The organism is Sulfurovum sp. AR (genome assembly GCF_000296775.1).
GTDB classification, from domain to species: Bacteria; Campylobacterota; Campylobacteria; order Campylobacterales; family Sulfurovaceae; genus Sulfurovum; species Sulfurovum xiamenensis.
This window is the reverse complement of sequence record NZ_AJLE01000010.1, coordinates 37,312-61,989: the sequence shown is the minus strand read 5'-3', so window position 1 is coordinate 61,989 and position 24,678 is coordinate 37,312. Positions and strand designations below refer to the sequence as shown.

Genomic DNA, 24,678 nt, shown 5'->3' with positions numbered 1-24,678 from the left:
ATATAACTACAGGTAAAATAACAGATAAAGGGTATAAACGATGCAGAAACTGGATATGAATTCAGAAGAATTTAAAGCAGAAATGGAAAAGACAAAAGTGTTTACAGATAAAGTCTGTGAAAGTAAAGGCTGGGTCTATAACAGTAATGAAGAGGTCAATGAAGCGATCATTATGGGGCTTTCACGTCATAAATTACTGTATGGAAAAAGATTCTGTCCATGTTTTATGGTTGAACCAGATGAGTCAAAGCCGGGTAAATTCAAAAGTGTCGATGACAGGATCTGCCCATGTAAACCTGCGATAGAGAAAGAGCTCCCTGAAGATGGTATATGCCATTGTCAAATCTTTTGTACACCTGAGTACCGCGAAGCAAATAGTTAAGAAAATAATATTTTTAACTTAACAGCAAGTTATAATTTTGATTGACTATAATACTTGATTATTTTAGTCAGGAGAGCATAGTATGCAAGAGTTACTTGAAAAAGATGATATTAATTCAGAAGAATTAGAGCTTTTATTGGAAGCACGTGATGAAGGGAAAGTAGATTTCCTTTTGGTCGATGTACGGGAAGAGATGGAGTATAACATGGGCCATATTAAAGGTGTGGACATGCTTAAACCTACGACTGCTTTTCAACAATGGGCACAAGAGCTCTTTGATGAGACCAAAGAGAAGAAAGTTATCTTTACCTGCCGCACAGGTAGTAGAAGCGGGCAGGTACAACATGTATTTCAGCAACATGGGCATACAGGTGTATTGAACCATTTTGGCGGTATTGTGACCTATCATGGAGAAATAGAACAATAAATGTCTAAGATCCTCTATCTTCACGGTTTCGCATCTTGCGGAGAAGGGAATAAATCGTTACTCCTTAAATCCTATTTTGGTGCAGACAATGTCATAGCACCGGATCTTCCACCTTCCCCTATTGATGCTCTGGCATTGCTCGAAGAGATCTTATCGTCTACAAAAATTGATTGTTTGGTAGGTTCATCCTTAGGCGGGTACTATGCAACTATTTTGGCTGAAAAATACCGAATGAAAGCCATACTGCTTAATCCGTCGACCCGGCCATGGGAAACCTTGGCTGCCTATACGGGGTGGCAAAAGCGTTTTTGCGATGAAGAGGTATTTGAGTTCAAGCCTGTCTATCTCGAACAACTCAAAATGTTGCAAACAGCCCCGGATAAAGGGAGATATCTTCTGCTTTTGCAAAGCGGGGATGAAGTGTTGGATTATGCTAAAGCACAATCACTCTATAATACACACAAAGTTATCGTTGAGTATGGTGGAAATCACCGTTTTGAAAATTTGGATGAGTATCTCTCAATGGTAGAAAAATTTATAAATAAATGAGTCTGAATGAATGTAGTTGACCTATTGCTTAAATTGTTGAGTTTTGAATCTTTGACACCTGATGATGCAGGATCGTTAAAATTCATAGAAGAGTACCTTGATGAGTATGAGGCGATCTATGTGAACAAAGAGGGTGTCAAAAACCTGATGTTAAGTAAAAAGTTCTCAGAGGGACCACATCTTTGTTTTGCCGGACACGTAGATGTAGTGCCTGCGGGAGATAATTGGGACACAAATCCTTTTGTTCCTGTGATCAAAGAGGACAATATCTATGCCCGTGGTGCACAAGATATGAAAAGTGGTGTAGCCGCTTTTGTACAAGCTTGTAAAGAGAGTGAACACTTTGAGGGTACACTCTCCGTACTGCTTACCTCTGATGAGGAGGGTGAAGGCAAATATGGTACGGCTGTGATGCTTGAATACCTCAAAGAGATAGATTTTTTACCCGATTACTGTATCGTTGCAGAACCGACGTGTGAACGTGTCTTTGGTGATGCTATCAAGATAGGAAGACGAGGTTCGATCAATGGATATTTAACGTTGAATGGTAAACAGGGACATGCTGCCTATCCGGAGAAAGCGATCAACCCGGTCCATCAGATAGCACCTATTTTAGATAAGATCGCAGGGGTAGACCTGGACCAAGGGGATGATGATTTCGCACCAAGTAAAATGGTGATCACGGACATCCGTGCAGGTATGGAAGTTACGAATGTTACACCAGGATCATTAAAAATGATGTTCAATGTGCGTAACTCCACTAAAACTACACAACAAGAGGTTAAACTGCACATAGACAAATGTTTTGGCGGCTTGGATTACAGTTTGGAATTAACGCAGGGTTCGTACCCATTTGTAACGAAAAGAGATTCAAAGATCGTACAGAAGCTCACTTCCAGTATCAAGAATATTACGGGAGTGGAAACCAAGTTTTCTACGGCCGGTGGTACCAGTGATGCTAGATTCATGGGGGCCTATGGCATAGATGTTGTAGAGTTCGGTGTGATCAATGACACCATTCATGCACCAAATGAAAGAACATCCATCAAAGAAGTTGAAGCACTTTGTGCTGTGTTTAAAGATACAGTGAAACATTTTAATGAAGGATCAAAATGAACAAAATAGTATTAGGCGTTTTACTTTTCTCAAGTCTGCTCTTTTCTGTAGAATGGAGCAAAGATCTGGAGACAGCATTTGCCACAGCAAAAAAAGAACATAAAAACATCATGGTCTTGGTTGAAGGTGAAAACTGCAGATGGTGCAAAAAACTGAAACACCGAACACTTGCTGATGAAGCAGTAGAGAAGAGGCTAGAAAAGTTCGTGACTGTCAAGGTGATGAGAGAAGATGCGTTTTCGATGTCTGAATTGCCGGAAGTAAAAGGTGTCCCTACGATTTTTTTTATGAATGAAGACAAGGTGATTTCAGATGAAATTCTGGGTTATGTGGATGTAGAGGATATGATCTATTATATCAATGATATAGAAAAAAAGTAGAGATCAGTGTTAAAGAGTCAAGGAATCATCACAGCTATTATATGGATCGGGCTGCTCTTTTCTTACGTATATGGTGAAGAAACGATCCAGGTCGTGCATCAACAAGTGGGCACACCTCCTGCCTATGAGAAACTGAGTTGGGAAACCGATATGGATCATGCGTTTGAACGTGCCAAAAAAGAGCATAAAAATGTCATGATCATGGTAGAAGACACACGGTGCAAATGGTGTAAAAACATAAAAAAAGGTGCCTTGTCTGATCCAAAGGTACAGGATAAACTTCAGTCTTATATTTTGTTAAAAGTGCAAAGATCAGATAAGAAAAATGCTAACCGTATTGAGGATTTCACTGGAGCCATCCCGAGTTTTTATTTTATGCAGCCAGACCAAGAAGTGTTTGAGTCTGTTGTGGGCTATTTTGCTACAGAAGATTTTTTAGATTTTCTCAAGGTGCTCGAAGAAGAGAATGAGGTATTTGATCTATGATCTTCAGACGTCCTCACTTTACAGAATATATTATGGCAAGACTTGTCACCTTGGGCGTTTTTACAGGTTTTGTTTTTAGTACGCTTTTGTATATTTTTATCCCTGAAACTGATATTGCTTTTTCAGCTATAGCGCTTTTGATAGCAGGCTTCACCATATTTATCTATGCCATAAATCGTGGGGCTAGACGTATGCAAAATGAACTCAGGCTTATCAATAAATATTTGGAAAATCTTGAAAAAACAGAGAAGATAGACTACAAAGCACATTTTTTTACCCAAGAGTTTGAAGATATCAACCAGAACCTTATTAAAGTACTTGACAGTGCCAAAAAACGTGAAGAGATCAAGCAACGTTATAATGCAAAGCTTAAACTTAAAAATCGTCAGCGTGCAGATATGATCTCAGCGATTGCACATGAGTTTCGTAACCCTATCGCTTCTATCATGGGATACGCACAGACTTTGGAAGAAGATAAAGAGATCCCTCAGGCACTGCAGGAAAAATTTTTAAATAAGATCTATAACAATGGTGTCAAAATTGAAGCACTCCTCAGCAGACTTGTTCTATGGAATAAGTTTGAGAGTGGTGAAGCAACACTGCATCCAAGTCAGTTTGACCTCTATACTCTGGCACAGGAAGTTAAAACATCTTTAGAAGAGAAGTACCCTCAAAGAGAGATCGTACTACAAGGAAGTAGTCATATGGTCGAAGCGGATCGTACACTTCTGGAGATCGTACTCAAAAACCTGATAGAAAATGCACTGAAATATTCCAAAGATGAAGTCGTGGTCACGATGGATAAAGGGCATATATCTGTGATAGATAAAGGTTTAGGTATCTCCTCCTCGGATATTAACAAAGTCACCAAAAAGTTTTATCGTTCGGGTACACATAGCTGGGATAACTCTATGGGGCTGGGGCTTTCTATCGTCAAGCGTATCCTTGAGTTACATGGTACAGAATTAGAGATTCAGAGTGAAGAAGAAAAGGGTTCCACTTTTTCTTTTACACTTTAAACTTTCTCGTTCATCCATACCACTTTTCATCCATTAATCTCCGATAGGTATAAAGGCATACCCTGCATTCTGTTTGTCTATCAAACCTATGGATGCATTCGGGATGACCTTTACAAAGTCATAGACATCATTTTTTTCTAGACCGTGTTTCCGTAAACCGACCCCGCATACCAAAAATTCAACCTCATAGGTGTCGGCCAGTGTTTGTATACGTTTTCCAAGCGTTTGATAGCTAGAAAGTAAGGCTTTGTCATCTTTAAATTTACTTGCTGCAGGGTCTTTTAGAAAGAACTTGTAGGCACCGCCATGAATGACCACCGAAACATCAAGCTCTCGCAAGGTACTTTCATAATGTGCTTTATTGGATACCACGGCACTTAAAATACGCAGTTCAAAATTCTTCAGATCTTTGGTGGTCAGATCGTACACAACTTTGGCAGGCGCTTCTTGTGCGTATAATATGCCTAAAGTGAAGAGTAGGCTCAAGAGAATTTTTTTCATGTATGTTCCTTTTAGTAAGTTTAAGATAGGATAGCGTTATAATATAAAAAAAATATAAATAGTTAGGAATAGGATCCCATTTTATGCGTGTAAAAATGAAATCATGTACACCTTCAAAGTACATCAGTAAAATAGCAGCCTATATTACTTTTGGTGTATTGATGATCCTTTTTATCTCGGTTTTTTTCTTTGTACAACAAAGTAAAGAAGACAGACTTATAAGTCTAGGGGATCAGATAGTCAGTGATTTTAGAGCAGGACTTGACTATGAGATGGCCGATCTTCTCTCATTGTCTTTGGCACTCTCTGAAGATGGTGAACTAAAAAATGCATTGACAGCAGATAATGAGTCTCAAGGGTATCGAATACTCAGTAGGATAACAGAAAGGTTTAAAAAATATACACATGTAAAAACCCTGCGTATCCAGGTATTGACTCCGGATTTTTTCATTTTTGCACGTAGTTGGGATGAAGGGTATCAAGGAATGCCCATTTGGTGGTTCAGGGAGGATCTTGCCTCACTGGATAAGAACAGCCATCCAAAAGTAGGGATGGAAACGGGTAGATTACTGACGTTGAAAGCTACGATCCCTGTGCGCAGTGGAGATAGGGTACTTGGTTATCTCGAAGTGATCAAATTTATCGATGATTTTACACTCAAACTACGTAAAAAAGGTATCGAACTTTTTGCACTGATGGATGAGAAATATCTGGAACAAGCCGAACTGATGCGGAATTTCCCTCTCTTGAACGGATATGTGATCTCCAATCAAAACTATAACCAACAATACATGGATAAAATAGAAATGTTGGACTGGGACGCTTTGTTGCTGAATAATTATGAGTATGAAGATGGTATGCTTTATCTCTATGAGCCTATGGTCAATGGGGTCGGGAAACAGATCGGTATCTATCTGTTATGTATCTCGAAGGATGCACTGAAACAACATGAAAAAGCAGATCAACGTGTGTCGGTCTTCACTCAGTTTTCAGATGAAGATATCAAAAATGTCGTTGAAGCCTGGCAGACGCCACATGACAGTTTCCGTAACGCCTATGACAAAGAGCTCATAGGAGTCTTACCAAAATTAAATGAAGAAGATAAAAAAGAACTTGAAGTAGAAGCGAAACGTATCCTGTATGGTTATAGCAAGGATGAGCTTATTGATATCATTGTTGAAAATAAGCATAATGAGAAAAAGTTAGGGACGATAAAATGAAAATACTAATTTTAGAAGATGAAAGTATACTTGCACTCAGTATGAGGGAATTTTTAGAAGAGAGCGGGTATGAAGTTGAATGTTTCACCGATGCTGATGCAGCGTATGATGCGATTTATGAGAACGTTTATGATCTACTGCTTTTGGATGTGAAAGTACCTGGTGAGAAGAATGGTTTTGAAATGCTAGAGGAGTTACGGGAAGATGGCAATATGACACCGGCTATCTTCATTACTTCTTTGACAGATATAGATGATCTGAGTCGAGGGTATGAATGCGGTGCATGTGATTATATACGGAAACCTTTTGACCTGGCAGAACTGAAATTACGGGTAGAACAGGTGATGAAAGTACAATGTTTTGCTTCATCCGATGAGAGCATAGAACTGCCATCAGGGTATAGTTATGACCTCAAAAAGATGAAACTTACGTTTAATGGTGAAACGGTGCAACTAGCCAAAACAGAGGCAAAGATATTGGAACTTCTGATTAAAAAGAGAGGGTCTGTGGTAAGTTGTGAAATGTTTTGGGAAGAGGTATGGGGAGAGTGGGTGGATCCTGCCAATATTCGTGTACAAGTAGGTAGTTTACGTAAAAAACTTGAAAAAGATTTTATTAAAAATGTGCGTGGCGTAGGATATAGTATTGATTTTTAATACCGATGATTTTGCCCGTAAATATGCGTTTATCTACACGGGGATATTGGCTGTTCTGTTGATAGCACCGCTGGTGGTCTATGTTCAGCTACTTTTACAGATAGATGAGGCAAAAGTGAAACTCTCCCTTGAAGCACAGGCAAAGAAGATCATCACCTCGATGCAGCACTATCAAAACGAAGATCAAGTCTACTATTTCCCACGCTATAAAGAGTATAAAGCAGCACTCTATACGGATCAGTATGAAGTGATATTTTCAAATTTAGAGTTTGAACCTCTCTCTTTTACGGAAGGATTTCATCAAAATAGAAACCGTTATTATTATGTTTATTCCCTTCCGAACGGTTATTATTTTGGTGCGAACTATTTATTGGTTTCTACTGTGCATACGGCCAATAATATTTATTTTTTTGCTGCAATGGTCATGATCGCTATTGTGATCGCGCTATTTATATTTTCATTTTTATTGCTTAGAAATTTTTCAAGGCCTTTTGAAAAACTCAATACGCAGCTTGATAACTTCATCAAAGATTCTATGCATGAGATCAATACGCCTTTAAGTATCATTAACCTCAATTCTGACCTTTTTGCGAGTAAATATGGTGAAAATAAATATTTGTTGCGAATGAAGTCTGCTGCTAAAACACTTGCGACGATTTACAATGATATGGATTATCTTGTCAAAGAAGGAAGGGTCAAGTATAAAAAAAGCGACTTGGACTTTGGTGAATTTATCCAAAATAGAGTAGATTATTTTCAAGAAATAGCAAATCTTAAGCAGATACAACTCCATACGAATATCCTTTCGGGACTTAGACATATTTTTTCAAAAACGAAACTGCAGCGTATCGTTGATAACACGATCTCGAATGCTATCAAATACAGCAATGACAATAGTAATGTTGAGATCAGTGTATATAGGGTGGATGACCATATAGTATTTGAAGTACAAGATCATGGTGTCGGTATAAAGGATACGAGTAAAATATTTTCACGATATTACAGAGAGAATGAAGCCAAAGGTGGCTTTGGTATAGGGTTGAATATCGTAAAGAAAATTATCGATGAAGAAGATATTCTTTTAGAGGTCGATTCAAAATTTGGAGAGGGTACTACCTTTAAATATATCTTCTAATACTCCATAAAATATACACACATATCTATCAATAATTAAATTTTATGCAGGGTCATTTACATTTTTACACTTTCTTTACATTCCTTTGTTATGATGCTTCTTGAAAACAAATAAAAAGGAGTATGAATGCATACAAAGATCAAATGTTTTGCTTATGCAACATTGTTTTTATCAGCTTCAGCATCACTATGTGCTGTGGATTTGACAAAAGCATATGATATGCCAGATGCAACAAAGATAATAGAGAAAGATCTATTCCCAGCGGCTAAAACGTACACAATGCCAAAAAGCTGCGATCTTACAGATGCTAAGGCAATCGCAAGAGGGGAATTTATGTTCCATAATCTCAATGGTGCAAAAGCAAAGGGAAAACTACCAGAAGGTTTGGCTAAGACTGTTGAGAAAAAAGGTAAAGATGGCAAAGTGAAAAAAGAGCCTAAACAGTATGGTAACTGTGTAGCATGTCATGACATTGAAGGGGCGAAGGGTGCAGGAAACATTGGTCCTAGTCTTACAGGGTATAAGGAAATGTTCCTAGATACAAAAGTAAGAGATGCACAATTTGTCTATCAGAAAATTGCTGATCCTAGAGTGGATAATCCAAATACACATATGACAGTGAATCTTACTACAGGACTCTTTACTGAGCAAGAGATTTGTGATTATACTGCGTACGTCGTATCAGAAAAAAAGAAAAAATAAAAGGAACTAAAGAATGGAAAGAAGAAATTTTATAAAAAGTATCTGTGCAGCATCAGCTGTAGCAGCAACAGTGACACCTTCGGCATTATTTGCAAAAGAAGCACCAAAAGGTGGAAATGTTTTGAGTTATGATGCAGCTGTAGCAGCTATCACAGGTGGAAAAGCTGTAGCAGACAGCGATAAAGTGAATTTGACAGTACCTGAAATTGCAGAAAATGGTGCGGTTGTACCTGTAAAAGTTGATGTAGATCATCCTATGGAAGAAAACAATTATGTAAAAGCGATCCATGTATTGAGTACCAAAAATGGTAATGCAAGATGTGCAGATGTCATGCTTACACCGTTAAATGGAAAAGGATATTTTGCAACAAGAATCAAATTGGGTGGAACACAAGATGTAGTTGCCTTGGTAGAGCTTAGCAATGGTACATTTATAAAGTCAGCGAAAAGTGTTAAAGTAACAATCGGTGGATGTGGTTGATCTCATAAAGAGATATTTTGAACATAGAAATTTTTAGCTTGAGGCATGAAAGAAGGGCATGACCTTTCTTTGAAAGTATGATAATTATTACAAAGGAAAACAGATGGCAGAAAGAAAGTCAATGATAAAAATTAAACCTAAAAAGTTTAAGGTGGGAGATACAGTAAAGGTTGATTTTATTGTAATTCACCCGATGGATACAGGATTACAAAAAGATAAAAAAACTGGAGAGATCATCCCAGCACACTTTATAGATAATATTACTTTCTCATTAGATGGTAAGCCATTTACGACTATGAAAGTGTGGGAAACTGTTTCAACAAACCCTTATTTTTCAGTGAACCTAAAAGTACCTGGTAAAGGTACGATCACAGTTGATTATACAGACAATACGGGTGAGAAAAACTCTAAGAGTAAAAAACTTAAACCAAAAGGATAAGCAATGAAAAGAGTCATATTACCATTAGCTCTTTTGACGGCTATGGGGACTGTAACGGTAAGTGCTAGTGAGCAGTTCGCTATGAGTGATGCTGATAGAGCTATGTATTCAGAAATGTTAGAAAATAATCCCGCTGATATCTTTGTAGAAGAAGGTGGAGAGATTTTTGAAGAAGAGATAGGTGGAGAAGCAGCTTTAGCAAAATTTTTAGGTATTTCTGAAAAAGAGTTGCCAAAATACGTTGCTGGTTTCCCAAGATATATCAAAAAGCTTGGTAATGTTGTAGGACTTGACCAAGTCATGCAAGTAATGCAGGTAGAGCAGGGTAAAGAGAAAACACCACTCAAATCAGGGAAAATGTTCTCTATGCTTGCTTATGTGAAATCATTGGCAAATGATGAAGTGATCAATATCGATGTCAATGCAGATGAACACATTAAAGCAGCTTATGCATTAGGTGAAGAAGTATATATGACACCAAGAGGAGGAAGAGGACTTGCTTGTAACTCTTGTCACAGTGCAGATATCATTGGACAAGTACTTCGAACACAACCACTTCCGGATCTTGGTGAGAATAATGTTGCTGGTACATGGCCGGCATACCGTATGACAAAGTCAAGTCTTAGAACCACACAAAGAAGATTTCAAGGATGTATGAACAATGCATTGCTTGCAGTGATTCCTTTAGGATCTAAAGAGATGAATGCTTTGGAAGTATACGTAAATAAACTTGCAGCGGATAAGCAAAAAACTATGGCCATCCCTGGATTGAAGAGATAAGGGGATAAAATGGAAATAGATAGACGAGACTTCCTCCAGATCGCAGCAACATTAGGTTTGCTGGGTGCAACTGGAGGAACAAATCTTTTTGCCGGTGAAGCTGGTAAAGAGCGTATTAAAAAATTGAGTTTTTCAGATATCGTAGATTTCAAGGCAAAAGGTAAAGCAACGATTTTACATATTTGTGATTTGCATGCGCACCTTAAACCGCTTTACTGGAGAGAACCATCTACACTGATCTCAGCTAAGAACCTGGTGGGTACACCAGGATTCATCTGTGGTGAGAGTTTTCAAAAATATTATGGTATCCAGCCAGGTTCATTAGATGCATATTTTGATACGCATAATGATTTTACCGAACTTGCTAAGAAGTTCGGTAAGATGGGTGGTATTGCACATATGAAGCCAATCATTGATCATGTCAAAAAAGAAAGAGGTGAAGAAAACGTCATTCTTGTAGACAGTGGTGATACATGGCAAGGTACAGCAGTTGCACTTAAAACTGACGGTGAAGCGATCGTCGATGCACAAAACTACTTGGGTGTAGATGTGATGGTTGGACACTGGGAATTTACCTATGGTAAGGAACGTGTGCAAGAACTTATCGGTATGCTAAAGGGAGATTTTATCTCTCAAAACGTGATCGATAATGATCCATTCTCGGATGAGTTTGAAGAGCTGATATTCCCACCATACTCTATCCAGGAGATAGGCGGAGCAAAGATCGGTATTATCGGTCAGTCATTCCCGTTCACTTCTACGGCAAACCCTAAAAAGTTTACAGAAGGATGGAGTTTTGCACTACGTCATGAAACACTTCAAGAGTACGTGAATGAACTTCGTAATGAGAAAAAAGTAGATGCAGTCGTTGTACTGAGTCATGATGGATTCTCTGTAGACCAGGAACTGGCTAAAAAAGTGACAGGTGTTGACTTTATCTTAAGTGGACATACACATGATCCTAGTCCGGAGCCAATTATTGTCAATGACACGGTCATTATCATCTCAGGAAGCCATGGTAAATATATTTCTAGACTTGATCTGGATATCAAAGATAAAAAAGTAGCGGGTTACAGTTATAAACTGATACCTGTAGCTTCAAATCTTATCCCTGCAGATAAAGCGGGTGAAGAGCTGATTGAAAAATGGTATAAACCTTACAACAAAGAGCTCAATGAAGTGCTAGGTACAACCAAAGGACTTCTTTATAAAAGAGATACGTTCTACTCAACGTTTGATTCGCTTATAGGTATGGCAATTCAAGATGAGATGAAATGTGATATCAACTTTAACCCAGGATATAGATGGGGGACAACAGTACTTCCAGGTGATGACATCTTAAAAGACAATGTCTATGAGATGACAGCGATCACATACCCTGAGGTTTATACATTTGACCTCAAAGGTAAAGTGATAGCAAAATTGATGGAAGATATAGCAGATAATGTATTTAATGCTAACCCGCTTTTACAACAGGGTGGTGACATGAGTAGAATCACGGGTGCAAGTTACAGTATCACTATCTCTGCTCCATCTGGTAAGCGTATCTCAGACTTTATGATCGGTGGTAAGCCAATCGATATGGAAAAAACATATAGGGTCTCATCATGGGGAGGAAACTTGCAGAATGTAGGTGAAAACCTTGATAAAAAAGCGATACGTCCAGTCTATGAAGTGGTCAGTGATTATATTCGTAGACAAAAAGTGATCGATATTCCAATGGAGTCTAATGTGAAAATATTGGATATGGATTGTGGATGTCCGGTCGAAGGTGCGAAGTGTTCATAAGATAACACCGTGCCTCGTCTTTCTATTAGAAATGTTGTAGTCTCCTTTTGAAAGACGAGGCATTGGAGGTTGTGATATAATCACAGCCATATTATAACACATCGTTAATTAAGTCATTACGACTAAAAATACTAAAAGGGGTAAAAAATGAACAAGGGAAAATAAAAATCAGTTTAGCAGCGTCAGCGTTGTTATGTATGGGTACATCTGCAATGGCAGGTGGTGATATTGCACCGGTAGAGCCAGTAGTTAAAGCTGCAAAGGCAGATACACCTAAACGCAAACTCAAAGGTAATATGGTAGTTGAATATAATGTGTTACCAGGTAGCGTAGACAATATACGTGATATGTTTGGTGAAGGTGTCTTTTATGGAAGACTCAGATCAAATACATTCTATTGGGATTGGGATACAGAAACTGCAAAGAATCAAGACAATAAAGCGTGGGGTCTAGGTGGAAGCCTTATCTATAAATCAGCTGTATTAGATGGGTTCAGCTTTACAATGGGCTATTATGGTTCTTTAAACCCAGAATTCTTCAGAGAGGATGATGCGGATGTAGGAATCGTAAAAGCGGGTAAAGATACATTCAGTAGAAGAAAAGTTCTTACAACAGGTGCTTACGGTATGGGAGTACTTGGACAAGCGTATTTAGAGTACAATAACGGTACAGTTGATGTGAAAGCTGGACGCCAACTCTTTGAATCAGTCTTTACGGCTTCAAATGACACAAAAATGATACCAAATACCTTTGATGGTGTATCTGTGAGTGCAAAAGTAGCACCAAAGACAACAGCGAGAGTAGCTTGGTTCGGAAAACAAAAATTAAGAGATCATGAAGATGCGCATGATGTTGTTACATTTGGTACAGCTAATGGTAGTACAGCTAACGAAGACAAATGGGCAAATAATGATGATGCAGCTGTTCACAAAGGACTTACTTACGCTAATTTTGCACTTCAAGGTGACGACCCACAGCATGATATGTTCTTAGGGGATATCAAGACAAAAGCTATAGACAATCTAGATTTTACTTTAAGTGCTTTAACAGTGCCTGGTGTTGTGACAGATGTTGTGGCTGAAGGACACTACAGATTCAACCTGGATAACGGTTGGGCAGTAAGACCTGGTGTGAGATATTTCCATCAAATGGATGATGGTGGTGGTGATGTTGCGGGATATACAGACCTTAGTGGTAAGTATGCATATGGTTATGATGCAGGTGTAGCTACTTCACTTGACAGTAGTCTTTTCTGTGGAAGAGTTGACCTTGAAATGCCAAACAAAAAAGGTTACTTTAGACTTGGTTACTCAAAAGTGGCAGATGAGGCAGATATTTTGGCTCCATGGAGAGGATTCCCTACAGGTGGATTTACAAGAGCAATGGCACAGTATAACTGGGCTGCAAATACTGAAACACTCATGGCAAGAGTGCACTATAAGTTCAACTCAACATGGACTGCGAGTTTAAGATACGCGGTACAAGATTTTGATGATGCAAAAGAGAATGTACAAGCAGACAGCACAGTGTGGCATTTGGATACTTGGACGAACATCACAAAAAGACTTCAGATGAGAACACGTATCGGCATTGTCACTGCGGATGATGATATTGCTAGAACAAATCTTGGTGGATTTAAAACTGATGTATCTTATAACGAATATCGTTTAGAGTTTAACTACCTGTTCTAGGATTAAGAGTGAAAAGCATCATAGCACTGTGTCTGTTTTTATGGACGGCACAGGCGTACGAATATGATTTAACGCCTGTAAAGGTCTCTGAACCGGATGAAAAAGTACTGTTCGCGGGAGATCTAGTGTTTAACGGCAGAGTCACTTCCATACGTGACGGTTCGATCATAGGTTCTATTAAGGCACTGGCAAAAATAGAGGTACGACATCCTAAAGTGATCATCGGAGGTCATGGATATAAAACAGATGCGAATTCTACACAGGCACTCAAATCCTACCTTCTTGAAATGAAAGAAGCGGTACTTGATGCGTTGGATAATGATGTTTCTATAGAACAGGTCACTAAAAAAGTCACTATGCCAAAATATAAAGATATGAAACTTTATGATGTATTGCACAGCCGTAATGTATTTGAAGCGTATCGAGAACTTGAAATGTATGATGAGGATGAAGAATGAGAATAGCGTTGGCTATATTGTTATATATAAGTACTCTTTTTGCGATGGAAGGCAAGGAAGTGTATGAAAAAAAATGTGCTTCTTGTCATCAAGGCTATATCCCTATGTCTAAACTCAAAGAGAACTTCCAAGACTATAACAATACTCTGCTAAAGCTTACTGCACCCACGTTAAACCAGCTCTCTTATAGATTAAAAAAGAGCATTGGGGACCCTAAAGGAGATAATGAGATACATCGTATGGAAGTGGCTGCATTTATCAGTGAGTATGTGCTGGATCCAGATAGACAAAAAAGTCTTTGTTTAGACGAAGTGATGCAGTCTTTTGAAACCATGCCTAGTCTTAAAGGAAAGGTGAGTGAAGAGGAACTTGAAGCAGTCAGTACCTATATTTATGATTTTGACGAGAAGGTCGTAGAAAAAAATAGTGTACAATATGAAGGATTTGAAAAAGCATTGCAAAAGGCAAAGAGGGAGCATAAAATCATTATGCTTAAAGTAATGACGAAAGATTGCTACTACTGTAGAAAAATGGATAGAGATGTAATGGTGGAAAAAGAAGTGGTCGATATGCTGGAAAAGGATTTTATCTCTGTTGCGATCGATATTTCTAAAACTGAGCTTCCTTTAGGATTAAAAGCTGAATTTACTCCAAGTTTTATTTTTATAGATGAAAATTCTAAAGTATTAATGAATCTTCCTGGTGCATGGAATAAAATGGATTTTCTGGATATTTTAAGAGAAGCTAAAACGAAACAGATGGAAAAGGAGACAAAATGAAAAAAATATTGATATTACTCGTATGCGTATTGAGTTTTACTGTAGCAGAGACAGAGTTTGCAGAACCAAAGCCTGCCATTGATAATCCTAGACAGCTTGTATTTGGTATACCTAGCGGTGATGTAAAAGAGATAAACCGTATTTTAAGTACGGTGAACAATGTGATGAAATTCTATAGACCGGAAAACACCGAAGTGGTTATCGTGGCCTATGGACAGGGATTAAAGTCTTTACTGAAAAAGGGAGATGCCGATGTACGGAAACGTATAGAAGCACTTATGACCTATGATGTAGAGTTCATTGCGTGCGGAAACACCATGAGGACACTGCATATCGAGAAAAAAGACCTGCTTGATGACATTGGGTTTGCAACCGCAGGGATCGTTGAGATCATAGAAAGGCAACTTCGGGGCTATACCTATGCCCAACCATGATCTAGCTTGAAACATTTACATATTATTTACAGAAGATTGTTATATTACGGTATAAAAATCAAAAGGAAATAAAATATGAAATTGTTAGTTAAAGGGATGCTTTGTGCATCATTGATCGTCTCGGGTGTAATAGCTCAAGAAACTGTAAAGGGTGCAGCTCAAGCACCTGCTGCTATGAAAAGTACCGCTCCGGATATAGAAGTCTTCACTTCAGAGAACGCAGATGGTAAGATCACTCCAGCAAGTATAGAACAGGCATTTAAAGATGCAGGTTTTGTTATCTCTGCGAATAGGGATATGAATGGCCCTTTTGTGAAGCAGTTTAAAGAATCAGGTTTTGATATCTATAATCTTTTCACGTTGTATAAACCGGATGCCGTTCTGGAACTGGTAAAGAAATACCCAAATGTAGGTCTTTTCGCACCTATGAGTATGTCGATCTATACGAAAAAAGGTGAAAAAAAGATCTCTGTCTCTTCTCTAACAGTCGAAGCGATGGCAAAGATCATGAAAACTCCGGCAGATGACAAAACGCTTCATGACCTAAGAGCACTGGTCAAGCAGACATTAAAAAAAGCCATGCCAAATGGTTCATTTGAAACATTACCATATGTGCAAACAGAGCCAAAAGGTGAACTCGTTACGAATTACAGTATGGAGATGGACCCAGATGAGTGGGAAGATCAATTAGAAGAGTTCAAAATGGGCTTTGAAGGCGAGCTTGCACCGAATGGTTTTGTTATCGCAGGGCACAACAATTTGGGTGATGAATTTGAAGAGTCAAACTACGAAGCATTTGATTTTTATGAAGTCTACTCCATCTGTAAACTACCGGTGATCTACACTATCGCGAAAACAAGACCGGAAGCAGGCGCCTATGCACCATGTTCACTCTATCTAAGTAAAAAGAAAGATGAAGAGGAGATGCTGCTTGGATTCCCTTCTGTCTATAATTGGATGAGCTCCATGGCTATAGAGGGCAAAGAAGATATCGAAGTCTTGGAAGCTGCACAGGCGGGTATGAGAAAAATATTAAGTGGACTTACTGAATAGTATCTATATTTGACAGTGATACAGACAAATTTAATGAAATATAAATAGCAGATGGTACCTATCATTTTTTTTTAACAAAAATGTTCTATTTGCTACACTGGATTAAAAAGGTAAAGTTTCTTTGAGCAAATAACCAATTTTTAAAGCAAACTTTAATAGTATTAATCTAAGCATTTCCCTATGGTCTCATCGGATTAATGGGTACTTATAATTATTATAAGATTAGCTAAATTTAAGGAGGAAGCATGAAATTAGGTTTCTTAGTTGACCTTAACCTATGTATGGGTTGTAAAGGTTGTGAGATTGCTTGTAAAGTGGAAAATGAAGTTCCATTGAGTACTTGGCGTTTACGTGTTAAATATATAGATTTGGGAACATTCCCTGACACTAGAAGATCATTTACACCATTACGTTGTAATCACTGTGAGAGTGCACCATGTGAGCGTATCTGTCCAGTATCGGCATTACATTATCTAGAGAATGGTATTGTAAACATTGACAGTGATAGATGTATCGGTTGTGCTGGTTGTATGATGGCATGTCCTTATGGAGCGATCTATATGGATCCTGAAACAAATACAGCAGATAAATGTACTTACTGTGCACACCGTATTGAGAGTGGTATGATGCCAGCATGTGTGGTTGCATGTCCGGTTGAAGCAAATATCTTTGGTGATATTGAAGATGACCACAGTCATATTTCACTTTATATTATGGAACACAAAGGTGCTGTTCAAGTACGTAAACCAGAAAAGCATACAAGCCCAACGCACTTTTATGTAGGTGGTGGTAATGCAACATTGAACCCACTTGCACATCAGAGAATTGAAGGATTCAGTCTCTTTAATGACATTACTCACCTAGAGCATGTAGGTGATAAAAATCACGGTATCCTTGATAGATTCTTAGCACCGTTTACTGGGCACCATGGTCCAACAGATAACGCAAGTTTTATTGAATCAGCGACAGATACTGAATCACATGAACAAGAGGGAGGTCACTAAGATGGTAGAAAGTACAATTAACGCAACTCAAGCAGTAGTTACACTCGATGTACCAATTCAGGGACTTGTTTGGGGTAGTATTATTACTGTAAACATGTGGGCGAAAAGTATCGGTACAGGTGTTGTCTTTTTAGCGGCATTCCTATGGTTTAGACATAAAAAAGATGAAATGCCTAACTTAAGATGGCTTATGCCTGTACTTGCATTCGTATCACTGAACGTATTTTTATTGTTTACATTGATAGATCTACATCAGCCATACAGAATGATACATATATTCACGCATCCTCATTGGACTTCATCAATTACTGTGGGTGCATGGATGGCATCACTTTTCCTAGCTATTATTACGATCCTTATGGTTATCGGTGTAGCAGATGCATTTCCAGGTCTTGGTGGTAAGAAGTGTAAACTTACTGCAATAGCTAGAAACAACTCTGGATTTTATGAAAAGATCATGCCATTCATGGTATTCCTGGCGATTCCTGTAACAACATATACAGCGATCATTATGGCACAATCTAGTGCAAGAGAGTTATGGCAAGCACCAACTGAAGTGATGCAAATGATGTGGGCAGCACTTATGGCCGGTTCTGCAGCACTTATCTTTATTTCTGGTTCATGGAGTAAAGAAGCAAGAAAAGATTTAGCACTTGTACTTACATTCGCTGTATTCTTTAGTTTCATGATGTATATGGGTGAGTATTTCTTCTCATTCAAATCTTCAGAGGCAGAAGCCGTTTTAGCCTATGTACATTCAGGCGGAGCATATAGTGTTGAATTCTGGTTTGGTATGACACTTGGATTTATTATCCCATTCTTCTTAGGAATGAGTTACATGAAATCAGAAAACATGACGCTGCTTAGATTTGCAGCTATTTTAGCATTGGTAGGGTTATTCTTGGTAAAAGATGTATGGCTTAAGATCCCACAAATGTTACCATTAAGTTAAGGAGAAGATATCTATGACAAAATCAATGAATACAGAAGATAAAAATTTTATCGAAGGTAGAAGAAGTTTCCTTAAAGGTACAGCTTACTCTGTAGCAGGTGCAACACTTGCTGCAGGTGTATTTAAAACTGTAGCAGACACGCCTGCAATGGCAGAAACGAAGTTCACACCTACACCAAAGACACTTTCATTCTATCCACCGTTAGAAGAGTGGGATAGTTTTACCGAGTTAGATGGTGATGATTGGAAAAGAGGTGGTACAAGTAGAAATGGTGTTCAGAGCGAAGATAACCCAGATGGGATCAAAGCAACTGAGTACATGCTTGTTCCTACAGCATGTTCAAACTGTGAAGCATCATGTGGTCTAACTGCATGGGTTGACCTTTCTACTTACAAAGCTGGTGGACAACTGGCAGTACGTAAATATATGGGTAACCCGCTTCACTCAGGATCTCGTGGTAGAAACTGTGCAAAAGGGTATGCGACTCAGTCACAAATGTATGATCCAGATAGAATTCCTTTCCCACTTAAAAGAGCTCCAGGTTCTAAAAGAGGTGAAGGTAAATGGGTAAGAACAACTTGGGATGAAGCGATGAAAGAGATCGGGCAAAAAATGCACGATACACTCAAAACAGGTGATGAGATCTCTAAAAAATCGATCATGTACCACGTTGGTCGTCCAAATGAAAATGGTTTTGGTCACCGTGTACCACACTCTATGGGAATCGATGGATATGATTCTCATACAAACATCTGTTCTGCAGGTGCAAGACAAGGTACGATCCAATGGACGAATGATGACAGAAACTCTCCGGATTGGTCGAATGCAAAGTTGATCTTCCTTCAGTCATCTCACGCTGCAGATGCGGGACACTACTTCCAACAGGCAGCAGGACGTATCGCTGAAGCACGTAAAAAAGGTGCAAAACTTGTTGTTATGGATCCTCGTTTGTCAAACTCTGCTGGTATGGCGGATCTTTGGGTTCCATGTTGGCCAGGAACAGAGACAGCACTTTATCTCTACCTTGCAAATAGAATTTTGAATGAAAAAGGTATCAATGGCGAAGACCTAGTCAACCACAATTTTGTGAAAAACTGGGTAAACTGGGATCACCTAATGAAAGACAGAGACTACTTGAATGTACTTGTTGAAAAAGGATACATCAAGTCTGTACCTGCGGGTAACTCTTATGAAGAGTTCATTGAGATGATCGCTGAGATGTATAGCCCTTATACACTTGACTTTGTAGCTGAAGAGTGTCGTATCGAAAAGCGTATCGTAGAAAAACTTTACGATATGTTCATTGATGCAGGTGCAAGAGTTGCAACATATATCTGGAGAGCAGGACCGATTGGTCACAAAGGTGGATGGATGATCGCTAGATCGGCATTTTTACCATTTGTTCTTCGTGGTGCAATGGCAGGTGACAAAGGTGGTGTTGGACTTCACCACTGGCATGTTATCTCTGTTAACGGTAAAGGAAATGCTGCAACTGTGGATGGTTCAGCACCTGCAAAAGTTGACGTATGGAATGAGATCGCATGGCCGCCTGAGTATCCGTTAAGTTCTTATGAAATGAGTCATATCATGCCTCACCTTCTTATGGACGATGAGTGGAGAAACAAGTGGAATGCCAAAGGATTGAATGTCCCTGAAAAATTGGCTGTTTGGATCCCTCGTATGTATAACCCGGTTTGGATCAACCCGGATGGATTCAGATGGATCGAAGCGCTTAAAAGAGAAGATAAGATCGAAATGTCATTCAACCTTTCTCCGACCTGGTCTGAGACAAACTGGTACTGTGACTATATCTTGCCTGTAGGGCTTGCTGGTGAAAGACATGACCAACACTCTGAAGCAACTGAACCAAAAAGATGGTTAAGTTTCCGTAACCCGGCACTTAGAGTTGCACTAGAAAAAATGGGTTGGAAGCCAAAAGATCCAACTAGAGCTACGCTTGAAGCACATATTAAAGCCGGTCTTGGTGAAGTATGGGAAGAGGTAGAGTTCTGGGCAAACATCATGACACATTATGTAGATCCAGATGGTTCATTGGGTATCAGAAAGCACTGGGCTTCAAAAGAAGATCCAAGCAGATGTGTGACAATTGCTGAGTGGTATCAAGCAGCATTTGATAACCTGCCAAACCTTAGAAAAGCAGCAAAAGCAGCATATCCTGACTCAAAGTATCCGAACTATGAGATGATGAGAGACAGAGGTACATGGTTAGAAGAGGCTAATATCTATAAACCACAAGAGAGACCACTGAAAAAAGTAGGTGATACATATATCGCGCATGGTCACGAGTATCATGAAAGTGAAGTGACTAAAGATGAGTTTGGTGTACTTCTTGCAACAGGACATGATGGTAAAGAGACTGCAATCGGTGTAGAAGTAGACGGTGAGTTGGTACAAGGTTTCCATACATTGACTAAAAAACTTGACTTCTATTGTGAGTGGTTCAAAGAATGGAAATGGCCTGAGTACGCTATACCTATCTATCCAAAAAATGCTGAAGAGAGAAAGAAAATGACGCATGTTGTAACACAAGTACACCATGACTTCATGCAAAAAGAGAATGAATTTGCATTGAATACAGTATTCAGATTACCATACAATATTCATACACGTTCAGTAAACTCTAAGCACCTTATGGAGATTTCACAAAACCATAACCCAGTATGGATCTATACTGAAGATGCGAAGAGACTTGGTATTAAAAGAGGTGATGCAGTGAAGGTAACGATCCAAGATACTGTATCTGGTCTTGAATCAGGTTACTTCATCGCGATGGCTGTACCGACTGAAGCTACAATGCCTGGTGTACTAGCATGTTCACACCATGCAGGTAGATGGAAACTTAAAAATGCTGTTGAGATCCCAGGATTTGAGCACAAGTTAGGTGTGATGGGTCTGGGTGCACCATTGTATGAGATGACAATGGATGGTAAAGAGGGTACACTCAAACCAACTCAAGGTATCGTAGATGGTATGAATGAAAACAAAAACTCTTGGCAGTTTAAAGAGTACAACAGAGATATCGACAACATTTGGTGGGATGGTCTTTCTGGTTCATGGCAAAATGCCGTGGCACCTTCACATCCGGATCCAATTGCTGGTAACCATGCATGGCACCAAAAAGTTGTGATGGAACTTGCAGGTAAAGATGACCAGATCGGTGATATCTATGTGAACTATGAGAACAACATGAAAGTGTATCAAGCATGGAGAGACAAATTGACACGTCCTCTTGACAGTACAGATACACTTAGACGTCCTCAACATATCAAACGTCCTTGTGTACCTTTGTCTGACAAAGCATACGCAGTAAAAATCAAGTAAGTTAATACTTACTGACATACTTCCAGGCACCTGCTTGGGAGTATCTACATTATACAATTTCCCAGATAATTAATTTTCTTATTACTTATTTATCTTGAAAGTGGTATAGTGCCAAAATATTTAACATGAAAGCAGATGTATAGAAGATGGAATTAATGAAACAAGAGATAGAAAACCGTATCGCAATTTATGCCTTGATCTCACGATTGATGCTTGTAGAGGTAGACGAAACATTTTTGGAGAATATTGAAAAAGATGAGAGACTTTTATCATTTTTCCCTAACTATAGAGACTGGTCTAAGCGCAAGGAACTTTCACGTAAAGAGCTTATAGATCAATATTATAATGTGGACTTTACTAACCTCTTTTTAATGCACCTGGTACCGTATGAAAGTTTTTATACTAGGGATGACCAAATGATAGAAAGTGGTGGAGACAATCCTATCGTTCAACTTTATAATGATCTGGATTTCCGTGTTGAACTGGATACTGCAAGGGTTGTCAGTGCAGACCATATAGGTGTGGAATTGGAATTCATGTATATGTTATGTGTTGCACTGCAAAAAGCTTTAGCAGCAGAGGACAAAGATGGTATTTGTGAATTGCTGCAAGTACAACGTGCATTTTTAAAAGAGCACCTTTTGGAATGGGCACCGCTTTTCCTGATCAATGCAAAACGTGAATCACGCACACCTCTCTATCATGATGGTGCTGAATTGGCTCTAGAGTTCCTGTTGAGTGATTTTGAATATGTGACAGATAAATTAACAACATATTGTGGGGATGAAGCGTAGTTTATGAGTTTACATTTTGATGTGGGTGCGTGTGTAAGAGCAACAAGTAAATTTTCTCAATGTACCAAGTGTGTAGATATTTGTCCGGATTCTATAAGTTTGGTAGACAATCTTCCTAGTTTCAGTGCAGCTACTGGTGTGGAAGCCGCAGCGTGTGTGGGTATCTGTCCTACAGAGGCTTTTGCACTTTCAGACTTTTCTACCACTGAGTTTTTCTTTACTTTTTTAGAATCGAAAGTAAGGCTCATTTCACCAAAGTTCAATGTCCCTTGTATCTCAGTGTTGAGCGTGGAACACTTGATCTCTCTGGCTTTGGCAAGCGAAGAGACGATCACCATAGATATGAGCTCCTATGATGAGGATTCATTACTTTTTGAACATATCGAAGAGCGTATTGATGAGGCAAATTTTGTCTTATCAAGTTTTTCTGATAAACAGCTCATTACGAACCATGTTGCAGCTAAAGAACCTCAAACAGAAAATAAGACAGAGAATGAAGATGAAGTCACTTCAAGACGTTCTTTTTTAGGAAATGCTTCACTTGAAGGTGTGGTAAAACATAAAAAAGCATTTGATGATGCAGTAGATGAAGATGAACTGCAGCATTTTGAAATAGATGCTTCTGTTATTGCCAAAATAAAAGATAAAAATCTGCCAAATAAACGCAAGATACTCTTTACCACATTGAAACGTGCAGAAGTACCGGATGTGTTTGAAATACTTCCGGAAGAAGAGGTGAGCTTTACGTCTCAAAAGTTCGTAGATGAAAGTTGTACTAACTGTCAGATCTGTTATCGTATCTGTCCTACCGGGGCACTTTCATCTGACAATAAGTTCTCACTGATACATTTTGATGCCATGCTTTGTGTAAAGTGTCGCTTGTGCCATAATGTATGTGAGCCTGATGCGATACAGCTCCAAAGCGGATTTGAGATCAAAGAGTTCTTTGAACCTACTCAAAGAACCCTGGCAACGTTCAATATCAAGCGGTGTAACGAGTGCGGTAACAACTTCACCTATACAGGCGGAGAACAGATGTGTCCGCGTTGTGCAGTGGAGGAAGAAGAAGCGATGTTCCTACATGCAAATGCTAAGCGTATGAGAGGGGAGGAATAGTCATGGAACCCCATGAGATCAAACCTGACACAGGACTCTGTACCATCCTTGGTTATAATGCCCAAACAGGGTATATGAGAAAGTACTTTAACAAGATCATGAAACGTAATGGGATCAATGCAACAGCCATTGCCCTGAATATTAAAGATGAACATTTTGATTTTACCATGACGAATGTAGGAGAGTCTAAAGTCACACAAATGATGATAGAGAAAGAGTTTGGTGCTAAGGCTGTACACTATTGTGAAAGTCTGAATGAATGTGCCCAGAGAGAAGGGCGTGTAGACTTTATTGAAGTGAAAGATGGCAAGGTCCAAGGCTTTTGTCTGGACGATGAGGCAAAAGCACTTTATGACAGACCGGAGTTTTTGGATGACCAGATCATTTTTGTGACAAAGATGATGCTGATTGCCCATAGATGGTTTGATGCAGAAATAAATGTGGATGATATTCCGCTATTAATAGGAGAGAAAGAATGAGAGATATAGACGATTTAAGAAAAGAATTTGAAAACTTTAATGAGAAAAATTTTAACGGGAACCCGGCATTTGGTCCTGATGGACAATGCGCTGCGGATGAAGAAGTAGACCTTAAAGACTATCCTTCCTATACAGAAGCCCTTTATGCAAAGCTTATCGCTCCGCATGTAAGTGGTATTTATATCTCAAGATGGGATATTAAAGATATCGCACTTGCTGCGGGCGATTCTATGGCGATCCATCCACGTAAGCGTATGTTTGAGTTACTCATGAAGTTTGCAACAAGCAGAGAGAATATGCAAGCTGTACTTGATGCACTTGAAGCACATATGGAAGATAAAATTGCTATCTATACAGAATGTATGACAAAATTTCCAAACTCTGCAGAAGTATTTCAGCCTAAGATAGACAAGGCCAGAAAAACAATGAAACTTTTCCCTCAAATCATAGAAGAGTATTTCCCGGAATAATTAGAGTTGCCCTTATCATACTTTGAGTATAATAGATTATCTTG

General features: G+C 38.9%; 28 protein-coding genes. 27 read left to right on the top strand and 1 reads right to left on the bottom strand.

What is annotated here, in order from left to right:
* Positions 1-40 precede the first annotated feature (40 nt).
* The 7 genes from SULAR_RS09075 to SULAR_RS09045 all read left to right on the top strand — a co-directional run bounded on the left by SULAR_RS09075 (position 41) and on the right by SULAR_RS09045 (position 4,359).
* Positions 41-382 (top strand): ferredoxin-thioredoxin reductase catalytic domain-containing protein, encoded by a 342-nt coding sequence (locus tag SULAR_RS09075; RefSeq protein WP_008245303.1) that lies wholly within the window; start codon positions 41-43, stop codon positions 380-382.
* 82 nt (positions 383-464) lie between these two features.
* Positions 465-809: a rhodanese-like domain-containing protein gene (locus SULAR_RS09070; RefSeq protein WP_008245301.1), complete on the top strand. Its 345-nt coding sequence runs from the start codon at positions 465-467 to the stop codon at positions 807-809.
* Positions 810-1,358, top strand: coding sequence for a YqiA/YcfP family alpha/beta fold hydrolase (locus SULAR_RS09065; RefSeq protein ID WP_008245299.1), 549 nt, complete (start codon positions 810-812; stop codon positions 1,356-1,358).
* Between the two features lie 6 nt (positions 1,359-1,364).
* A complete protein-coding gene (dapE, locus tag SULAR_RS09060) occupies positions 1,365-2,474 on the top strand; it encodes a succinyl-diaminopimelate desuccinylase (RefSeq protein ID WP_008245297.1) in 1,110 nt (369 codons plus the stop codon).
* Complete coding sequence (locus tag SULAR_RS09055) at positions 2,471-2,854, top strand: thioredoxin family protein (RefSeq protein ID WP_008245296.1); 384 nt, start codon at positions 2,471-2,473, stop codon at positions 2,852-2,854. The genes dapE and SULAR_RS09055 overlap by 4 nt, the downstream gene beginning before the upstream one ends.
* A 6-nt stretch (positions 2,855-2,860) precedes the next feature.
* Positions 2,861-3,340 (top strand): DUF255 domain-containing protein, encoded by a 480-nt coding sequence (locus SULAR_RS09050; RefSeq protein WP_008245294.1) that lies wholly within the window; start codon positions 2,861-2,863, stop codon positions 3,338-3,340.
* On the top strand, positions 3,337-4,359 hold the full coding sequence (locus SULAR_RS09045; RefSeq protein WP_008245292.1) for a sensor histidine kinase KdpD: 1,023 nt from the start codon (positions 3,337-3,339) through the stop codon (positions 4,357-4,359). Before SULAR_RS09050 ends, SULAR_RS09045 begins: the two co-directional genes overlap by 4 nt.
* A 33-nt stretch (positions 4,360-4,392) precedes the next feature.
* On the opposite strand, the gene SULAR_RS09040 is transcribed toward SULAR_RS09045, so the two are convergent.
* Positions 4,393-4,860, bottom strand: coding sequence for a DsrE family protein (locus tag SULAR_RS09040; RefSeq protein ID WP_008245291.1), 468 nt, complete (start codon positions 4,858-4,860; stop codon positions 4,393-4,395).
* A gap of 83 nt (positions 4,861-4,943) precedes the next feature.
* Between SULAR_RS09040 and SULAR_RS09035 the strand changes: the two genes are divergently transcribed.
* From SULAR_RS09035 to SULAR_RS08940, 20 genes are all read left to right on the top strand, one after another.
* Positions 4,944-6,080 carry a hypothetical protein gene (locus SULAR_RS09035; protein ID WP_008245288.1) on the top strand — a complete coding sequence of 379 codons (1,137 nt, stop codon included), beginning with the start codon at positions 4,944-4,946 and terminating at the stop codon, positions 6,078-6,080.
* Complete coding sequence (locus SULAR_RS09030) at positions 6,077-6,736, top strand: response regulator transcription factor (protein WP_008245287.1); 660 nt, start codon at positions 6,077-6,079, stop codon at positions 6,734-6,736. Before SULAR_RS09035 ends, SULAR_RS09030 begins: the two co-directional genes overlap by 4 nt.
* Positions 6,726-7,871, top strand: coding sequence for a HAMP domain-containing sensor histidine kinase (locus tag SULAR_RS09025; RefSeq protein ID WP_008245285.1), 1,146 nt, complete (start codon positions 6,726-6,728; stop codon positions 7,869-7,871). Before SULAR_RS09030 ends, SULAR_RS09025 begins: the two co-directional genes overlap by 11 nt.
* A gap of 126 nt (positions 7,872-7,997) precedes the next feature.
* Positions 7,998-8,573, top strand: coding sequence for a sulfur oxidation c-type cytochrome SoxX (gene soxX, locus SULAR_RS09020; RefSeq protein WP_008245283.1), 576 nt, complete (start codon positions 7,998-8,000; stop codon positions 8,571-8,573).
* Positions 8,574-8,586: 13 nt separating this feature from the next.
* On the top strand, positions 8,587-9,054 hold the full coding sequence (gene soxY / locus SULAR_RS09015) for a thiosulfate oxidation carrier protein SoxY (protein ID WP_008245281.1): 468 nt from the start codon (positions 8,587-8,589) through the stop codon (positions 9,052-9,054).
* A gap of 103 nt (positions 9,055-9,157) precedes the next feature.
* Positions 9,158-9,493 carry a thiosulfate oxidation carrier complex protein SoxZ gene (gene soxZ / locus SULAR_RS09010; RefSeq protein WP_008245280.1) on the top strand — a complete coding sequence of 112 codons (336 nt, stop codon included), beginning with the start codon at positions 9,158-9,160 and terminating at the stop codon, positions 9,491-9,493.
* Positions 9,494-9,496: 3 nt separating this feature from the next.
* Positions 9,497-10,273, top strand: a complete 777-nt coding sequence (soxA, locus tag SULAR_RS09005) for a sulfur oxidation c-type cytochrome SoxA (protein ID WP_008245277.1) — start codon at positions 9,497-9,499, stop codon at positions 10,271-10,273.
* A 9-nt stretch (positions 10,274-10,282) separates the two neighbouring features.
* Entirely contained in the window at positions 10,283-12,061 is a 1,779-nt protein-coding gene (gene soxB / locus SULAR_RS09000; protein ID WP_008245272.1) for a thiosulfohydrolase SoxB, read from the top strand.
* 197 nt (positions 12,062-12,258) lie between these two features.
* Positions 12,259-13,752: a hypothetical protein gene (locus SULAR_RS08995; RefSeq protein WP_051002506.1), complete on the top strand. Its 1,494-nt coding sequence runs from the start codon at positions 12,259-12,261 to the stop codon at positions 13,750-13,752.
* Between the two features lie 8 nt (positions 13,753-13,760).
* Positions 13,761-14,210, top strand: coding sequence for an MBL fold metallo-hydrolase (locus SULAR_RS08990; RefSeq protein WP_008245264.1), 450 nt, complete (start codon positions 13,761-13,763; stop codon positions 14,208-14,210).
* Positions 14,207-14,989: a thioredoxin fold domain-containing protein gene (locus SULAR_RS08985; protein WP_008245262.1), complete on the top strand. Its 783-nt coding sequence runs from the start codon at positions 14,207-14,209 to the stop codon at positions 14,987-14,989. Before SULAR_RS08990 ends, SULAR_RS08985 begins: the two co-directional genes overlap by 4 nt.
* The gene (locus tag SULAR_RS08980) at positions 14,986-15,423 is read left to right on the top strand and encodes a DsrE family protein (RefSeq protein WP_008245260.1); all 438 of its coding nucleotides are present in this window, start codon (positions 14,986-14,988) and stop codon (positions 15,421-15,423) included. Before SULAR_RS08985 ends, SULAR_RS08980 begins: the two co-directional genes overlap by 4 nt.
* Positions 15,424-15,498: 75 nt before the next feature.
* Positions 15,499-16,476 carry a hypothetical protein gene (locus tag SULAR_RS08975; RefSeq protein ID WP_008245258.1) on the top strand — a complete coding sequence of 326 codons (978 nt, stop codon included), beginning with the start codon at positions 15,499-15,501 and terminating at the stop codon, positions 16,474-16,476.
* Between the two features lie 245 nt (positions 16,477-16,721).
* Positions 16,722-17,480, top strand: coding sequence for a 4Fe-4S dicluster domain-containing protein (locus SULAR_RS08970; protein WP_008245256.1), 759 nt, complete (start codon positions 16,722-16,724; stop codon positions 17,478-17,480).
* A 1-nt stretch (position 17,481) separates the two neighbouring features.
* Positions 17,482-18,432 (top strand): NrfD/PsrC family molybdoenzyme membrane anchor subunit, encoded by a 951-nt coding sequence (gene nrfD / locus SULAR_RS08965; RefSeq protein ID WP_008245254.1) that lies wholly within the window; start codon positions 17,482-17,484, stop codon positions 18,430-18,432.
* Between the two features lie 13 nt (positions 18,433-18,445).
* The gene (locus tag SULAR_RS08960; RefSeq protein ID WP_008245252.1) at positions 18,446-21,775 is read left to right on the top strand and encodes a molybdopterin-dependent oxidoreductase; all 3,330 of its coding nucleotides are present in this window, start codon (positions 18,446-18,448) and stop codon (positions 21,773-21,775) included.
* A 146-nt stretch (positions 21,776-21,921) separates the two neighbouring features.
* Positions 21,922-22,569 carry a molecular chaperone gene (locus SULAR_RS08955; RefSeq protein WP_038000523.1) on the top strand — a complete coding sequence of 216 codons (648 nt, stop codon included), beginning with the start codon at positions 21,922-21,924 and terminating at the stop codon, positions 22,567-22,569.
* Positions 22,570-22,572: 3 nt separating this feature from the next.
* Complete coding sequence (locus SULAR_RS08950) at positions 22,573-23,685, top strand: 4Fe-4S dicluster domain-containing protein (protein ID WP_008245248.1); 1,113 nt, start codon at positions 22,573-22,575, stop codon at positions 23,683-23,685.
* A 2-nt stretch (positions 23,686-23,687) separates the two neighbouring features.
* On the top strand, positions 23,688-24,164 hold the full coding sequence (locus SULAR_RS08945) for a hypothetical protein (protein WP_008245240.1): 477 nt from the start codon (positions 23,688-23,690) through the stop codon (positions 24,162-24,164).
* The gene (locus SULAR_RS08940) at positions 24,161-24,634 is read left to right on the top strand and encodes a hypothetical protein (protein WP_008245238.1); all 474 of its coding nucleotides are present in this window, start codon (positions 24,161-24,163) and stop codon (positions 24,632-24,634) included. The genes SULAR_RS08945 and SULAR_RS08940 overlap by 4 nt, the downstream gene beginning before the upstream one ends.
* Positions 24,635-24,678 lie beyond the last annotated feature (44 nt).

Coding starts and splice junctions, on each gene's coding strand:
- SULAR_RS09075 (WP_008245303.1), top strand. CDS start 41: ATGCAGAAACTGGATATGAATTCAGAAGAATTTAAAGCAGAAATGGAA.
- SULAR_RS09070 (WP_008245301.1), top strand. CDS start 465: ATGCAAGAGTTACTTGAAAAAGATGATATTAATTCAGAAGAATTAGAG.
- SULAR_RS09065 (WP_008245299.1), top strand. CDS start 810: ATGTCTAAGATCCTCTATCTTCACGGTTTCGCATCTTGCGGAGAAGGG.
- dapE (WP_008245297.1), top strand. CDS start 1,365: ATGAATGTAGTTGACCTATTGCTTAAATTGTTGAGTTTTGAATCTTTG.
- SULAR_RS09055 (WP_008245296.1), top strand. CDS start 2,471: ATGAACAAAATAGTATTAGGCGTTTTACTTTTCTCAAGTCTGCTCTTT.
- SULAR_RS09045 (WP_008245292.1), top strand. CDS start 3,337: ATGATCTTCAGACGTCCTCACTTTACAGAATATATTATGGCAAGACTT.
- SULAR_RS09040 (WP_008245291.1), bottom strand. CDS start 4,860: ATGAAAAAAATTCTCTTGAGCCTACTCTTCACTTTAGGCATATTATAC.
- SULAR_RS09035 (WP_008245288.1), top strand. CDS start 4,944: ATGCGTGTAAAAATGAAATCATGTACACCTTCAAAGTACATCAGTAAA.
- SULAR_RS09030 (WP_008245287.1), top strand. CDS start 6,077: ATGAAAATACTAATTTTAGAAGATGAAAGTATACTTGCACTCAGTATG.
- soxX (WP_008245283.1), top strand. CDS start 7,998: ATGCATACAAAGATCAAATGTTTTGCTTATGCAACATTGTTTTTATCA.
- soxY (WP_008245281.1), top strand. CDS start 8,587: ATGGAAAGAAGAAATTTTATAAAAAGTATCTGTGCAGCATCAGCTGTA.
- soxZ (WP_008245280.1), top strand. CDS start 9,158: ATGGCAGAAAGAAAGTCAATGATAAAAATTAAACCTAAAAAGTTTAAG.
- soxA (WP_008245277.1), top strand. CDS start 9,497: ATGAAAAGAGTCATATTACCATTAGCTCTTTTGACGGCTATGGGGACT.
- soxB (WP_008245272.1), top strand. CDS start 10,283: ATGGAAATAGATAGACGAGACTTCCTCCAGATCGCAGCAACATTAGGT.
- SULAR_RS08995 (WP_051002506.1), top strand. CDS start 12,259: ATGGGTACATCTGCAATGGCAGGTGGTGATATTGCACCGGTAGAGCCA.
- SULAR_RS08985 (WP_008245262.1), top strand. CDS start 14,207: ATGAGAATAGCGTTGGCTATATTGTTATATATAAGTACTCTTTTTGCG.
- SULAR_RS08980 (WP_008245260.1), top strand. CDS start 14,986: ATGAAAAAAATATTGATATTACTCGTATGCGTATTGAGTTTTACTGTA.
- SULAR_RS08975 (WP_008245258.1), top strand. CDS start 15,499: ATGAAATTGTTAGTTAAAGGGATGCTTTGTGCATCATTGATCGTCTCG.
- SULAR_RS08970 (WP_008245256.1), top strand. CDS start 16,722: ATGAAATTAGGTTTCTTAGTTGACCTTAACCTATGTATGGGTTGTAAA.
- nrfD (WP_008245254.1), top strand. CDS start 17,482: ATGGTAGAAAGTACAATTAACGCAACTCAAGCAGTAGTTACACTCGAT.
- SULAR_RS08960 (WP_008245252.1), top strand. CDS start 18,446: ATGACAAAATCAATGAATACAGAAGATAAAAATTTTATCGAAGGTAGA.
- SULAR_RS08955 (WP_038000523.1), top strand. CDS start 21,922: ATGGAATTAATGAAACAAGAGATAGAAAACCGTATCGCAATTTATGCC.
- SULAR_RS08950 (WP_008245248.1), top strand. CDS start 22,573: ATGAGTTTACATTTTGATGTGGGTGCGTGTGTAAGAGCAACAAGTAAA.
- SULAR_RS08945 (WP_008245240.1), top strand. CDS start 23,688: ATGGAACCCCATGAGATCAAACCTGACACAGGACTCTGTACCATCCTT.
- SULAR_RS08940 (WP_008245238.1), top strand. CDS start 24,161: ATGAGAGATATAGACGATTTAAGAAAAGAATTTGAAAACTTTAATGAG.